10 protein-coding genes are annotated in these 14,690 nt (G+C 34.6%); 6 read left to right on the forward strand and 4 right to left on the reverse strand.

Features of this window, described 5'->3' with window-relative positions; all coding sequences use genetic code 11:
* Positions 1–10: 10 nt before the first annotated feature.
* Complete coding sequence (locus tag M2265_RS18735; RefSeq protein ID WP_132769335.1) at positions 11–775, forward strand: exodeoxyribonuclease III; 765 nt, start codon at positions 11–13, stop codon at positions 773–775.
* Between the two features lie 121 nt (positions 776–896).
* Here M2265_RS18735 and M2265_RS18740 read toward each other — a convergent pair whose 3' ends face one another.
* Positions 897–1,958, reverse strand: coding sequence for an Mrp/NBP35 family ATP-binding protein (locus tag M2265_RS18740; RefSeq protein WP_021189414.1), 1,062 nt, complete (start codon positions 1,956–1,958; stop codon positions 897–899).
* Between the two features lie 180 nt (positions 1,959–2,138).
* Between M2265_RS18740 and M2265_RS18745 the strand changes: the two genes are divergently transcribed.
* On the forward strand, positions 2,139–4,172 hold the full coding sequence (locus M2265_RS18745) for a transglycosylase domain-containing protein (protein WP_264599360.1): 2,034 nt from the start codon (positions 2,139–2,141) through the stop codon (positions 4,170–4,172).
* Positions 4,173–4,712, forward strand: coding sequence for a hypoxanthine phosphoribosyltransferase (hpt, locus tag M2265_RS18750; protein ID WP_021189412.1), 540 nt, complete (start codon positions 4,173–4,175; stop codon positions 4,710–4,712). It abuts the gene before it with no gap.
* On the opposite strand, the gene M2265_RS18755 is transcribed toward hpt, so the two are convergent.
* A complete protein-coding gene (locus tag M2265_RS18755) occupies positions 4,709–5,269 on the reverse strand; it encodes a DNA-3-methyladenine glycosylase I (protein ID WP_132769331.1) in 561 nt (186 codons plus the stop codon). The genes hpt and M2265_RS18755 overlap by 4 nt on opposite strands.
* A 110-nt stretch (positions 5,270–5,379) precedes the next feature.
* On the opposite strand from M2265_RS18755, the gene M2265_RS18760 reads away from it, so the two are divergent.
* From M2265_RS18760 to M2265_RS18770, 3 genes are all read left to right on the forward strand, one after another.
* On the forward strand, positions 5,380–6,333 hold the full coding sequence (locus M2265_RS18760) for a DUF4271 domain-containing protein (RefSeq protein WP_165905861.1): 954 nt from the start codon (positions 5,380–5,382) through the stop codon (positions 6,331–6,333).
* Between the two features lie 12 nt (positions 6,334–6,345).
* Complete coding sequence (locus tag M2265_RS18765) at positions 6,346–7,116, forward strand: uroporphyrinogen-III synthase (protein ID WP_021189409.1); 771 nt, start codon at positions 6,346–6,348, stop codon at positions 7,114–7,116.
* Between the two features lie 283 nt (positions 7,117–7,399).
* The gene (locus M2265_RS18770; protein ID WP_132769327.1) at positions 7,400–8,266 is read left to right on the forward strand and encodes a cupin-like domain-containing protein; all 867 of its coding nucleotides are present in this window, start codon (positions 7,400–7,402) and stop codon (positions 8,264–8,266) included.
* Positions 8,267–8,334: 68 nt separating this feature from the next.
* Here the strand turns inward: M2265_RS18770 and M2265_RS18775 are convergent, their stop codons facing one another.
* Together M2265_RS18775 and M2265_RS18780 are read right to left on the reverse strand one after the other, a co-directional pair.
* The gene (locus M2265_RS18775) at positions 8,335–11,211 is read right to left on the reverse strand and encodes a PD-(D/E)XK nuclease family protein (RefSeq protein ID WP_132769325.1); all 2,877 of its coding nucleotides are present in this window, start codon (positions 11,209–11,211) and stop codon (positions 8,335–8,337) included.
* A gap of 3 nt (positions 11,212–11,214) precedes the next feature.
* A complete protein-coding gene (locus tag M2265_RS18780) occupies positions 11,215–14,586 on the reverse strand; it encodes a UvrD-helicase domain-containing protein (RefSeq protein WP_132769323.1) in 3,372 nt (1,123 codons plus the stop codon).
* Between the last annotated feature and the right edge of the window lie 104 nt (positions 14,587–14,690).

Raw genomic sequence — 14,690 nt, forward strand, 5'->3', positions numbered from 1 at the left:
AAAGATTACTGTGAAAATAGTTACTTATAACGTCAATGGTTTACGAGCGGCCATAAAAAAAGATTGGTTAGGTTGGGTAAAGGAAGTAAATGCAGATGTTATATGTTTGCAGGAGATAAAAGCGACTCCCGATCAAATTCCTGAAATAGCATTGCTGGAACAGCTCGGTTATGAACATTATTGGTATCCTGCTCAGAAAAAAGGATATAGTGGTACCGCTATATTTACTAGAATAACACCAAAACATGTTGAGTATGGATGTGGACATGAGGATTATGACTTTGAGGGACGAATTATTCGTGCAGATTTTGATGATTTGTCCATCATGAGTACTTATTTTCCTTCAGGCACCACGGGAGATATCCGACAAGATTTTAAGTATCGGTTTCTTGCAGATTTTCAGGATTATTCGAATCAGTTACTACAGGAAAAGCCTAATTTAATTGTATGTGGTGATTATAATATCTGTCACCGTCCGATTGATATTCACAATCCGAAATCAAATGCTAACTCTTCAGGTTTTTTACCAGAGGAAAGGGAGTGGATGGAAAATTTTATAAACTCAGGGTATATTGACTCTTTCCGTCACTTAAATCCAGATCCGCATCACTACAGCTGGTGGAGTTATCGTGCAGGAGCACGTGCTAGAAATTTAGGTTGGCGTATTGACTATAATATGGTATCAAATGCTTTAGCAGATCGAATCGAATCGGCTACAATATTAAATCAGGCGGTACATTCTGATCACTGTCCAGTTGTCCTTAACTTAAAATAATACTATGTCGAAGCAGTAGCTTCCATATTTAATGATGGAATAAGTTTATCGTCATTTACAACACAAAAGAAAAGGCCCTAATTCTTTATTAGGGCCTTTTCTTTTTATACGATATAAGTTGCTATCTAACAGCTTGTATAATAGACAACTGTTGTGCTACTTTTTCAGCGATTGCTATAAATGCTTTGGTTGTTGGATCTTCTTCATCAATAGCGATTGGAAAACCGTTATCTCCGGCATCAGAAATCCCCTTTAATAAAGGAATCTCCCCTAAGAAAGGTATTTTGTATTCTTCTGCTAGCCTTGTTCCTCCACCTTTACCAAATATGTAATATTTGTTTTCAGGTAATTCTGCTGGTGTGAAGTACGCCATGTTCTCCACGATACCCAGCAATGGGATATTGATAGAGTCCATTAGAAACATTCCCATACCTTTAATAGCATCAGCTAGTGCTACATGCTGTGGTGTCGTTACAATGACTGCACCTGCAATAGGATAGTTTTGGGCAACAGTGATATGGATATCTCCGGTTCCTGGTGGCATATCGATCACTAAATAATCTAAATCACCCCAATCAGTGTCATTCAATAATTGTTTGATAGCCGATGTTGCCATTGGACCTCTCCATGGAATAGGCTGATTTGGATCTGTGAAAAATCCGATCGATAACAATTTGATACCAAACTTTTCTATAGGCTGTATTTTAACAGTACCATCTTCATGTTGTACAGATTGAGGTTTTTCACCTTCTAAGCCAAACATAATTGGAAGGGAAGGGCCATAGATATCGGCATCTAAAAGTCCTGTTTTTGCACCTTTAGCATGTAATGATAAGGCTAGGTTTGCAGCAACAGTCGATTTACCCACACCACCTTTTCCCGAAGAAACAAGGATGATGTTTTTAATTCCTAAAAGTTGATTTCCTTCTTTACCTAATACACGTGAGGTCATGTGAACATCTACTGCAATATTCTTGTCAATAAAATGCGCAATAGCATTGCGACAAGCATGTTCTATATGATCCTTAAGTGGGCATGCTGGAGTTGTTAAAACAACTTCGAAAGATACTTTTTGATCTTCAATCACAATATTCTGAATCATATTGAGCGTAACCAAATCTTTTTTCAAATCTGGCTCTTCGACATATGATAATGCTTCTAGTACTTGTTCTTTGGTTATCATCTGATATATGGATGCATGTATATTAAACTACAAATTTACTGAATGATAAATTAAAACTTGTCATAAAGATGTTTTTAATGATATTAAGATTTAATTTTTACATTTGAGTATTCAAAATCGAGTGTGATACGTTGTTATAATATGTCCAATAATCTTAAGACCCTTCTTCGCTCCAAGAAAATGCGAATCTTGTACATTGTATTAGGAGTTATTTCTATATTTATAGTAGCAGGAGGTGTATTCGCATATCAAAAAAGAGACGGTATCTTGTTGTCTGCAATCAACAAGGCAAAAGAAAAACTTGCGACCAAGTATGACTTGGACCTTAAAATCCAATATTATTCTTTTAAAGGCCTATCAGCTGTTCAGTTTCAGAATATTATTTTGCAACCTAAAGGTAAAGAGCAATTGGCCCATATTCAGGATCTGACTGTATCTATTCGAATATTTCCATTACTATTCGGTGATGTCAAATTAGGTCAGATCTTAATGAACAATAGTGCGGTCACTTTGATTAAGAAAGATTCGACAAGTAATTACGATTTCCTATTCAAGAAAAAAAATAGAGATAGCACAGCTAATGATAAAGCTGAAACTAATTTTGCAGAACTGGCCGATCGTATGCTAAAGAGCGTATTCTTTAAAATTCCAAAGGATATGGATTTACAGAATTTCGAAATATCCTATCAGGATGATAGCACTTCACAGCGTATCTCAATTCCTGAGGCAGAAATCTCAGGTGGAGATCTTAAAACAAAATTCCTGTTGAATGATCATGAAGCTGTCTGGAATCTAGAGGGCACAGTCAATCCTGATGGGAAGGAAATGTATCTCCGGTTGTTTTCTGATGCAAAAGATGTAGAGCTACCATTGTTACGACGAAAATTTGGTTTAAGAGCAAGTTTTGATGCGTTGACATTTCGTTTAAATAAGGTCGATCGTAAAAATAAAGAGTTATTGTCGCTATCTGGTGAATGGGGGTTTGAGAATTTGAAATTGAATCATTGGCGTATTTCAGATAAAGATGTTCTTTTTCCTGAAGGTTTAATGAGTGGTATTCTTAATATTGGAAAAACATCTGTTGAAATTGATAAGGAAAGTAAGGTTAAGGTTAAAGAGTTTGAATTTAGTCCTTATGTAAAATATGTGCATAAACCTGATAAACAATTAGAACTGGCCATTCATACCGATCGAATTGAGGCTCAAAAGTTTTTTGATGCCATACCTCAAGGGTTATTTCATTCTTTAGAAGGTATACGTGTTTCCGGACATATGCAATATGATTTAAATTTTGCATTGAACTTTAAGAAACCGAATGAAGTGATCTTTACATCTAAAATGGATGATAAAGATTTAAAAATAGAAAAATGGGGTAATGCTAATATTCAAGAATTAAATACAGCATTTACCTACATTGCCTATGAGAAAGGAGAGCCCATGAGAACGATAGTACTTGGCCCTCAGAATAAAGATTTTACACCTTTAGATCAGATTTCAAGGTATATGCAGATATCCTTAATCAATACGGAAGATCCATTCTTTTTTTCTCATAACGGTTTTCAAGAAGAGGCTTTTCGTTTATCAATTGCTACAAATTTAAAGGAGAAAAAATTTAAACGTGGAGCAAGCACAATTTCGATGCAACTTGTGAAAAACGTGTTTTTGAACCGTAATAAAACGGTAGTAAGAAAGGTAGAAGAGATTATTTTAGTCTGGTTGATGGAGTCTTCTAAACAAGTCAGTAAGAAACGACTTTATGAAGTGTATTTGAATGTCATAGAGTGGGGGAATAATGTTTATGGTATTACAGAAGCATCTCGTTATTACTTTGGTAAAAAACCTGCAGATTTAAATTTAGGTGAAAGTATCTTTTTGTCTAGTATTGTACCTCGACCTAAGACGGGTTTATATTCTTTTGACTGGACAGGCCATCTGAAGTCAAATATGATCCGCTATTTTAATACCTATGGCAACATCATGGTTAAGACAAAGCAGATTGGAGTAGACTCTACGGTGTCTAATTATGGTTTTTATCAAGTCGAGTTGGTGCCACATCTTCGATCGGCAAGACCTGCATTTTTTGATTCAGTACAAACAGATACATTGGATCTAGAAGAGGGAGAAGATAATTTTCTAAACTTAGATGAGACAACGGAAGCCCACAAGCGATCTCTTTTTGATAAATTATTAGGGCGAAATAAAGAAGAAAAATAAATGAAACAGATACAGATAGATGAATTGCACTTTGAATTGATGATTGATGAAAATCAGATTCAAAAACGGATACGTTTGATTGGCGTTGATATTAATCATCGTTATGAAGATAAAAATCCAGTATTTATTGGTGTCTTAAATGGCTGTTTCATGTTTATGAGCGACCTTTTGAAGCAGGTTGTAATTCCTTGTGAAATGTCTTTTGTAAAACTATCTTCTTATCAGGGTACCAACCAGGGGGAAATGAGTGAGCTTATAGGTTTGGGTATAGATCTTAAAGGAAGGGATGTTATTATTGTAGAGGATATAGTAGAGTCAGGTAATTCATTAAAGCATACCATAGCCTCCATCGAAAAGCAGTCACCATCCAGTGTAGTGGTATGTACGCTATTGTTAAAGCCTGAATGTTTACAAAATGATTTTGAAAACATTCAGTATGTAGGCTTTGAGATTGAAAAAGAGTTTGTTGTTGGCTACGGTATGGATTACAATGGTTTGGGACGAAATATCCCACATATTTATAAAAATATTGTTATTTAGTTTCTGAAAGTACAAGAATTAAGGTGATCGTTGACCATCCCTACAGCTTGCATATAGGCATAGCAAATGGTAGATCCAAAAAACTTAACACCTCTTTTTTTTAGATCTTTAGAAATTAAATCAGATTCTAAGGACGTAACTGCGGTGTCCTTTTGTGTTAGGATGTTGTTTTCAATCCGCTCCCGATTGGGCATAAATTGATAGAGATATTCATAGAAGCTACCAAACTCCTCTTGAATTTTGATAAAAATTTGGGCGTTTGTTATTGATGTTTCAATTTTCCGACGATGGCGGACAACTCCCGTATTTGTTAAAATGTGCTCTACATCTTCAGGAGTGAACTTTGCCACAGCTTGTACATCAAAATCTGCGAATGCCTCCTTGTATTGGGGCCTTCTTTTCAATATGGTAATCCAGCTTAATCCAGCTTGCGCAGATTCCAAAATCATAAATTCAAAAAGGGTTTTGTCATCCTTAACCTGTTTACCCCATTCCAAATCATGATACTCCATATACAGCGGGTCGTTCCCGCACCATAAACATCTTGTTGTTGACATCTGTTCGTTTTTAATTTTGGTTGAAGTTAAGAAAAGCGTTTGTAATGTTTTTTTTCTAAGCCAATTTTTATCATAACTTTACAACTCTAAAGAGTTTCAAAGCGATGCAGGTGAAGTTAAGCTACATTATTCAGTTTATTTTTTTCATTTTTTTATCTTTTGCCCATAATGCAAAAGGACAGGAGACTGTTGATTCGATAAGCAAGATTTCCATTGATTCTGTAACGATCTCAGATACTTTGGCTGTGAAACAAGTTCCAAAAGGACAGGAATTGCTCCATCCATCTTTAATACGGCCCTATCATATCGTAGAAATTGTTGGCGATGAAATTATTCTTCATAATTTGAACTCATATGCTGTTACACAATATTTTAAAACAAGTGATCTAAAAGGTAAAGATAAAGTACATGTTGGCATATTAAAATATGAACGGAAAAGGTGGGTATTATTTACAAGTCTATTTCTTTTTTTAGCATTTGCAATAGTTCGGTTTTTCTTCTCTTCAGATGTAAAATTAATTGTATCTGCATATTTTAATGAACGAATTATTGTACAAGTAAGTAAAGAAGATACCATATTAACCTCTTGGCCGTTTATCTTTTTATACCTACTGTTTTCTTTAGCACTAAGCTTATTTGTCTGTATATTTTATGCATACATCCTACAACGATTTAACTTCTTATCTTTTACCAATTATTTAAAAATATCAGCGATCATAGCAATAATATTTGCTTTAAAAATAGGATTTATAAGGTTTATAGCGTTTGTTTTTGAAATACAGCGATTAGTGAAAGAATATGTTACAATCTTATATTTAATTTACTTTAATTCATTGTTATTTTTACTGCCAGTAGTGCTTGTAGTAAGTCTTGTACCTTTAGAATATCTGTCTTATATCTTCAGTTTCACGGTAATCATCGGTATACTGCTGTTTTCTTATCGTTTTTTACGGACAGCGCTAAATGTTGTCTCTCAACAGCAGTTTTCAGTTTTTTATTTAATTTTGTATCTTTGTTGCCTAGAAATAGCACCTATTTTAATATTGGTGCGACTACTAAGCTAATTAAATGATAATATGCAAACTTCCGACGTAGAAAGAGCGAAAAAGGTAAAAAGTATATTGGTAACCTTGCCAAAGCCTGAAAATGATAAGTCACCATATGCTGCATTAGCACTGAAGTATAATTTAAAACTTGATTTTAGAGGTTTCATCCACGTAGAGGGTGTTCCAGCACGTGATGTAAGAAAAGATAAAGTTAATCTTGCTGATTTTACGGCTGTTATTTTTACAAGCAGAAATGCTGTAGATCATTTCTTTAGAGTCTGTGAAGAAATGCGTTTTGAAGTGTCTTCTGAGTTGAAATATTTCTGTATTTCTGAAACGATAGCTTTGTACCTTCAAAAGTATATTCAGTATCGTAAGCGTAAAATTTTCTTTGGAAAGCAAACAGCTAAAGATTTAGAAGACGTTCTTAAGAAGCATAAAGACGAAAATTTCTTATTTCCTTGTTCAGATGTCGCAAATGAAGAGACAAGTAAGTGGTTGAAAGAAAATGGCTATAAATTTACACCTGCTGTTCTTTTTAAAACAGTGGTAAGTGATTTATCTGATCTGAAGGATGTTTTTTATGATGTCATCGTATTCTTTAGTCCTTCTAGTGTGCAATCTCTGTATGAGAATTTTCCAGATTTTAAACAAAATCAAACCAGAATTGCTGCATTTGGTGGAAGCACACAACAAGCATTACTTGAGCATGGCTTAGTTTTAGATATTCCTGCACCAACACCTAAGGCACCTAGTATGACAATGGCGGTTGAGGAATATATAAAAATGGTAAATAAATAAAAATATCATTATCTCAATTTGAGATGATGATCGAAATAAGGCTTAAGACGAAGTTTGATTGAATACTGAAAAGTTATTTGTAATTCTCTATATGTTTTTATTCAGTAATATTAAGATGATAATATAAAATTAAATGACAAGTGTCATTTAGTTATTTAGAATATTTCTACTAACTTGTGAGCTAAATTAGTACTTTAGCAGGAGTGATTGTTTTTAATCATGGCATAAGTTTAAGTAGAAATATTTTTTTTAAGTTTGTAGTAGTTGTAAAAACAGATAGCTTGTGAAATTAAAACCAGTTGATAGTATCTCAGGAATAACTCCAAAAGAATTTGTAAAAGATTACTTAAAAAAAGGTCAGCCTGTAATTATTAAAGACTTTATAAGTAAGGATAGTGCATGTTGGGATAAATGGAGTTACGATTATTTCAAGGAAATTGCAGGTCAAGAGCAAGTAGATGTGTATGGGCGTGAAGAAAATTCTCAAAATCATGCTGCAAGTCCTCCTGTTGGGAAAATGACTTTGGCAGAATACTTAGATAAAATAAGTGCAGAACCTACCGAGCTACGGTTGTTCCTTTTTAATCTGCTGAAGATTAGACCAGAACTAAAAAAGGATGTTATTTATAACGATGTGACCGGTGGTAAAGTGATTCAATGGTTACCTTACTTATTTTTTGGTGGAGAAGGGTCGTCAACAAGAAATCACTTTGATATTGATATGTCACATGTGTTTATTTCCCAGTTTCAAGGATCTAAGCGGATCTGGTTATTTCCAAATGATCAATCTGATTTATTGTACAAATTACCCTATAATTTTCATAGTATAGCCAATCCTAAATACAGTACTGAAGCTGAATATCCTGGATTACAATTTATAAAAGGCTATGAAGCGGTTATAAATCCTGGAGATACGTTATATATGCCGGCAGGGTGGTGGCATTATATCCAATATGATACGGAAGGTTATTCCATCTCAGTTCGGGCTTTAGCAAATACATTCTCTGAAAAATTAATTGGTGCCCGCAATTTGTTCATCACCCGTTATTTTGATGATGCTATGCGTAGGATCTTTAAAAAGAAATGGTTGGATTATAAGATAGAAATGGCAATAAAACGAGCGCAAAAAGCGATTAAAAAATTAAAATAGTATATTTTAATTGATAAAAAGAGCTCCATCCGACACAAAAGGGTGGAGCTCTTTTTATGATATTGCATTTATTCTTCGTCTTCTTCGTCGATAGCGTTTTTGTAAAATAAAGTATAAGGATCCGAATCGTATATTTTTGCTTTTGGATCATGTCTAAAAGGAATTTCTGGATTGAAGATCTCTTCCAAAGTAGCTTTTAGAAAGGAAATAAATTCTTTTTTCACTTCTGCAAGATATACTGTTTCTAACACTTCTGATTTGGCGTAAAATAAAGTTCCTTCTTCCCTCATTTTTCGAGCAACATACAGATTAGGTTCTATTCCGATACGTCCTGTTACCTGCTCATAGACATACGTATAAAATAAAGTTTGCACCAATGCTTTATTCTCCGTGTTTTTGATAAACACTTTATCCAATGACTTAAAATTGACTTCGTCCGCGCCTGTTTTATAATCAACAATACGTATTTTGACTGTTTTATCTTTTAATAGCACTTCGTCCACGCGGTCAATAATACCGTATATACGTACATTTTCCTCTTTCCCTTCAACCTCGATAGGTAAATCCATGATATAGTCTTCATCATTTTCCAATTCAATGATTTTGATGCCAATAAAGTGATCGATGTCATGTTGAACCAGTAATCTGACATATTCAGAAGAAATCTTATGCATGATCCGCTGAAGACTATTTAGCGAATTTAGTCCCGTGCCTTCCAATTGATATAATTCAATTATTTCGGCAATAATTAAAGCATCTACTGTCTGTAATGATTGCTCTAATTTTCCTATAGGTACAAATTTTGCTGCACCTTTGAATGGTAGATAGACTTTTTCCATCACGTTGTGAATAACAGTACCCAAATTGTTCATTTCAAATTCTTGCGAGATACTGGGAGGTTCTTTAATCTCAGCTACATATTTCAAGAAAAATTGTAGGGGAGATTGTAAATAAGTCGTGAGCGCGGTTGCAGAAATTTTTTTCTTATTAGTAATGAAATCCGAGCGCAATTTATCCCAAATTTTTCCTTTTTTGTCAATGATAACTTCATCTTGATCAGGTAAAAAGGTAATATTTTGCTGTTGATTATGTTTTAAAAAATTGAACTTGCTTTCAAACTCCAGCTGTTTGATAAAGCGGCTTTCCTCTCCAGATGAACTGTCGCTAACAATACCATTATAGAGCAGATGGATCTCGGTACTGTATTGAAAATGACGATAGAACAAATATGCGGAAAGCGCGTCCTGGTTCTCCAGAATTGGTAATCCATAAGCCTGTCTTAGTGAATTGGGGATGAATGTTGGAGAGCTAGATGTTTTAGGCAATATACCCTCATTTGCACCTAAAACATAAACGTGGTCAAAATTGAGACAACGACTTTCTAAAAGCCCCATGATCTGCAGTCCTTCAAGTGGATTACCCTCGATTGCCGAATTGATATTTGCAATTGCTTTACTGATTAGTCCAAATTGAAATGGTAGGCTTAGCGGTTGAAGCGATTCTAGGCCTAAATTAAGCTGGTTTAAAGTCTTTCTTACTTCAATCAATAAGTTGCTGTCAATCTGTTTTATTCGATCTTCCTGTGCTAGATTTTGCAGTAGATTATCAATGATATGAATCAATATAGCAATTGCTTCCTCTATCCTTACAATGGGGTGGAAGAAGTGTGCTAAACTTGAACTTTTGAAGGAAAGCTCTTTGATTTCTACTTCGAAAAGTTGTTTATCTGATATAAGCTTTTGAATGTCCAACTTTTCCTCTTTAGACACATTGGTCAATGGGTGATTGATAAATGTCTCAATCAGTGTGTATGGAATTTTATTTTTTTTCTGATGTGTGATGAGGTGTTGTACCTCCATCCACAATTCTATAATGCCGTAGATGGGAGATTGAGTCAAAGGAAAACCGGTGGTAATATTAGGTTTCACATCTGGAAGACTTTGTAATAGCGATACTAGTAAAGATTCATCTGCCAATAAGATAGCAGAAGATTTGCCTTCCTTTTCATTATTTACTAAAATATCATGCAATAATTTGGTTTGCGATACATTTCCGGTTGCGGAATAAAGGTTTACATCTGAATAGCGATTGCCAATAACATTTGAACTTTCACCTAATGCATTTTTCAATCCGCTTTCAAATATGTTACGACGAATAAATAATCCTGCCTCTTGTTGTTTGTCATCTAAATAGTAAGCATCTGCATCAAAATAGAATAATGCCAAACCTGCATCTTGCCACTTTTTGAATAAAGTAGCTTCTGCTTTGCTCAAAGCATTGAATCCGACAAAAATGATTTGTTTATACTGTTGGTGGAATGTTTGGTTTTTTGCTTTTCCATCCACAATATCACGGTAGATGGTCGGCATATTTGTCATTTTTTTAACTTTTAATTCTTCTTTAAACGACCGATATAGCACCGGAAGACGTCGCCATAACTTTAAAAATCGTTCTTGTACAGCAGTATGACCTGCTATGGAAAATGATTGCCAAAATTGACGGATAAAATCCTGCTGTTCTGCAGTGAAATGTTGAAACTGTAAATCAATTTGGGTATTGTCAAACAATTCCATAAAGATTTCGTCTATGTCAACAAGATCATAATCCAGCTGTGAAAAATCACTCAATATGGTTTCTGCTATTGGGTAAAACTCTTCTAAGGTCTCCGCTTCATGACCTTCCTTGGCGAGGAGTTCATTGTGTAAATGATAGAGAATAAAAAATTGTGCAATAGGTGTAGCCTCAGACAAGTTAGTGGACAGACGAAAAAATTCTTGAATGGTAAAAAATTGTGGTGACCAAATTGCTTGACCATATACCTCAGCTAGATGTTGTTTGAGGTACGTAATCGGTCTCTTATTATTGAATATTATAGCAGTTTCGTGTAGATCTTCTCCAAAACGATTTTTCAAATCGATAGCGACGTCTTTTAAAAATGGATTCATTTCTTAGTTTTTTGCTTGTATGATAACCTCTACTAAATCATTTGACTTGGCGTAAAATAAAAATCCTTTCACATTTTTATACCCCAATTCTTCCAAAGTTTTGACATATTGTTTGACTTGCTTCTGATGTGACAGCGCTTCGCTCTGTGTAAATTTAAAGTCTAATACGATTGTCTCTTCTTCACTTGTGAAAACTTTATCAGGACGTAATGTTTCTCCTTTAGCAGTAATAATAGCCGATTCATTCCAAATTTTGAAATTCCCAGTTAACCATTTATTAATCTGTTGGTGTTGCCAAATTTGGTTGACTTCATGTAAAATCGCTGACTTTTCTGAAGGTGTAAATATTCCTTCAGAAATATATTGATTTATAATACCATCAATTTCGTCTTCAGAAGTTATGATCGACATAATTTCGTGAGCCATTACACCATATTGGGACGCTTTATCCAATAGCAGGATACTGGTGATAGTGCGTTGTGATGATTTATCAAAGGCTTTATCCAATTCTTTTGAAATCGGGTATTGCTGTAAGGCAATTTTGCCAACTTCAATCTTAGTGCTTTTTTCTCTACGAATAACATGGTCGATATGCAATTCGTTGTCGGTAAGTGTAAAGGCTCCATTATTGCTGTCAAGCACTTGATAAACAATATCACTGATTAAATCATTTTTTACATCCATTCCCATTATCTCTCCCGTTTTTTTGTCAACGATTTGCTTAAAAGCAGGAGCCGATATATAAAGATGTTCTATTGCTCGGGTTGTCGCCACATAAAATGTATTCAGGGCATCCATATAATTGAAAACCATCTCTTCATAATATTTTTGATAGAGTGTTGATTGCCCTAAAGAAGAGGTATATTTTATGGGCGCCTTTCCAATAATTTCAAGAGCTGTACCTTCCGTATCTATCCAGAAGTTTCCGTTGGTCATACCATCTAGTGTCCAACTGCAGAAAGGAATCATAACGACATCGTAAGCTAAACCTTTAGATTTATGTACAGTGGTTACCTCAATGGCATCCACTTTGCCCGAAGAAGGAAGTACCGCCTTCACCCCATCTTCATCCCAAAAGGTTAAGAACTGGTTAATTCCGCGTTCCCCATTTGCAGAAAAATTAGCGATCATATCTTTGAATGCAAGAATATAAGGCAAATGTGGGTTGTGTAATGAGGTTAAACTATAAACTTCTATAAGTTTTTCAACGAGGTGAACTAAGGGTAATTTTTGCCAATTTTCCCAATTTTCAATCAGATCCTTAGGGAGGTCCTCATTTAAATTAAGAACATCATTTTCCTTAAATTTCAACCAGACTTCGGCATTGAAATTTTGCTCTTTTTGAATAATATGATAAAGATGTGTGATTTTAGCTTTATATAAAATGTGCTTATCCGTATTAAAAACAAATGCTTTTAATGTTTCGATCAACAGCTGAATACCTTCGTTAGCCTCTAATGCCAGTGCGTCTCCAGAGATAACTTCAAAATGTAACTGTTTTTCATTTCTATAATTCATTAATTCGTGGATAATCAATCGCGCCTGTTTATTCGATCGTACAAGGATTCCGATTTGATTAGCTTGGTATCTGCCCGAAGTAATCCATTCTTCAATCTGTTCACATAAGGAAGATACAGTAAGATTTTCAACTTGTGAGTTTCTTCTCACGTTATTTTCTACATCAAAATATTTGATGGTAATAGAACCCTTTTGTGATTCATCTAAGACCTTTGCTTCTGGAACCTTTTGTGACGCACCATCGTAGGCTTTATTAATCATGTGGTCATATCCCATTTCCTGCCACCATGTTTGTCCTTCCGTAGTAAGATTAGTAGCAATATGTTCATTAAGTAACTGTTGGATATGATCAGGTACTGTCTCAAATAGGTAATTATTGAAATGAATAATATTTGGAAGACTTCTATAGTTTACATCCAGCGAGCCATTCTCAACAAGTTCCTGTAATTCCTGCTCGTTTGAAATATGAAAGGCATCTGCTACTTGTTTTTCAGCCTGTTCCAATAGTATTCGCCAATCTCCATTTCTCCAACGGTAGATACTTTGTTTAACATCACCAACGATTAAATGCTCGGATAATTCTCCCGATGCATTCCCAAGGGCATTAATCAATAAAGGACTGTAATTTTTCCACTGAATGCGGGAAGTGTCCTGAAACTCATCGAACAAGAAATACTGATAGCGATTCCCAATCTTTTCCCAAATAAAAGTAGGATCTCCATGTTGATCTAGCCCAAGCTTATTCAATTGGATCTGCGCATCGGAAATTAATTGTGCATTATTTTCCTTTCGCCATTGCGCTAACAAATCACTCATTTCTTTTAAAAGACGGAGGTAGTAGAAATTCTTTTGGAATGCCTCATATGTGATATAAGTACTTAATTTATCCTGTAATATTTTGAAATTTTTTAAGATAGGTAAAAGTGCCTGCTGTAGTCCGTAATTAACTTCTTTTTTGCCATCTAAAAATGCATCTTCCTTATCTAGGAGCTCTACATATTTACCAATGATCTCCTGTAGTTTAGAAGTACTTTGTTTGAATACGTTGTTCTTTGAATTAGAAAGCGAGTAAATCGGATTTCTACTTTTTCCTTTTAAGTCAGCAGAATCCATATTTAATGCCTTAAAAGTATTTGCAAAACTTTTTATTTCCTCATGAACTGCTTCTAGGAATATTTTTGTAAAGTTTTCAATTTCTTTATTTAAGGTATTGAACACTTTATCCGAATCTTGCGATAGGAGGTGTTTGTCAAACTCTTTAAAGTTTTCAGAAAATATCTCATTCGCTAGATTGGTTAATTCACGACGATAGTTCCAGTTTTCATTATTTAAAATTTTCTTTTCCGCATATTCAATAATCCATTCCAATAAATCAGGGCGTTGATCCAGAAGTTGATTTAACATGACAGTAAGGTCCTGCCGCACCTTACTTGTATTCATTTCAATCTTGTAAGCAGCATCTAAATTGAGTTCGTAAGTAAAGCTTCGAATCACTTTTTGCGAAAAACCATCAATGGTACTGATGGTAAAATGGCTATAATCATGTAAGATTTTACGATAAACACGATGTGCTTTTTCTTGAATTGAAGTCGTACTCCAATATGGAAATTGGGTCAACAATAAACGTCTATAATCATCGATTTTTCGGCTTTTGTCACCTTGTGCTAATCCTTTTAGAACAGATAAGATCCTTTCCTTCATCTCAGCGGTCGCCTTATTAGTAAAAGTGACGGCCAATATTTCACGATAACTGTTTTCTTTTGAAAGTAATAAAGTCAGGTAATGGACAGTTAAGCTGAATGTTTTGCCTGAACCAGCTGAGGCTTTTAATATTTTTAATGGCGCTATCGATGACATGAATTCAATTTGATTTGGAAGGATGAAAATACGCTTATTAATTTGAATAGACAAAATTGCTAATGCGTACGGAACCTTTAGAAATAAGGCAAAATTACAAATTA

Origin of the sequence: Sphingobacterium kitahiroshimense, from assembly GCF_025961315.1 — a bacterium.
GTDB classification, from domain to species: Bacteria; Bacteroidota; Bacteroidia; order Sphingobacteriales; family Sphingobacteriaceae; genus Sphingobacterium; species Sphingobacterium anhuiense.

What these genes read in the sequence shown, in the direction of transcription:
- M2265_RS18740 (WP_021189414.1), bottom strand. Translation starts at nt 1,958, where the DNA reads ATGATAACCAAAGAACAAGTACTAGAAGCATTATCATATGTCGAAGAG.
- M2265_RS18745 (WP_264599360.1), top strand. Translation starts at nt 2,139, where the DNA reads ATGCGAATCTTGTACATTGTATTAGGAGTTATTTCTATATTTATAGTA.
- hpt (WP_021189412.1), top strand. Translation starts at nt 4,173, where the DNA reads ATGAAACAGATACAGATAGATGAATTGCACTTTGAATTGATGATTGAT.
- M2265_RS18755 (WP_132769331.1), bottom strand. Translation starts at nt 5,269, where the DNA reads ATGTCAACAACAAGATGTTTATGGTGCGGGAACGACCCGCTGTATATG.
- M2265_RS18765 (WP_021189409.1), top strand. Translation starts at nt 6,346, where the DNA reads ATGCAAACTTCCGACGTAGAAAGAGCGAAAAAGGTAAAAAGTATATTG.
- M2265_RS18775 (WP_132769325.1), bottom strand. Translation starts at nt 11,211, where the DNA reads ATGAATCCATTTTTAAAAGACGTCGCTATCGATTTGAAAAATCGTTTT.
- M2265_RS18780 (WP_132769323.1), bottom strand. Translation starts at nt 14,586, where the DNA reads ATGTCATCGATAGCGCCATTAAAAATATTAAAAGCCTCAGCTGGTTCA.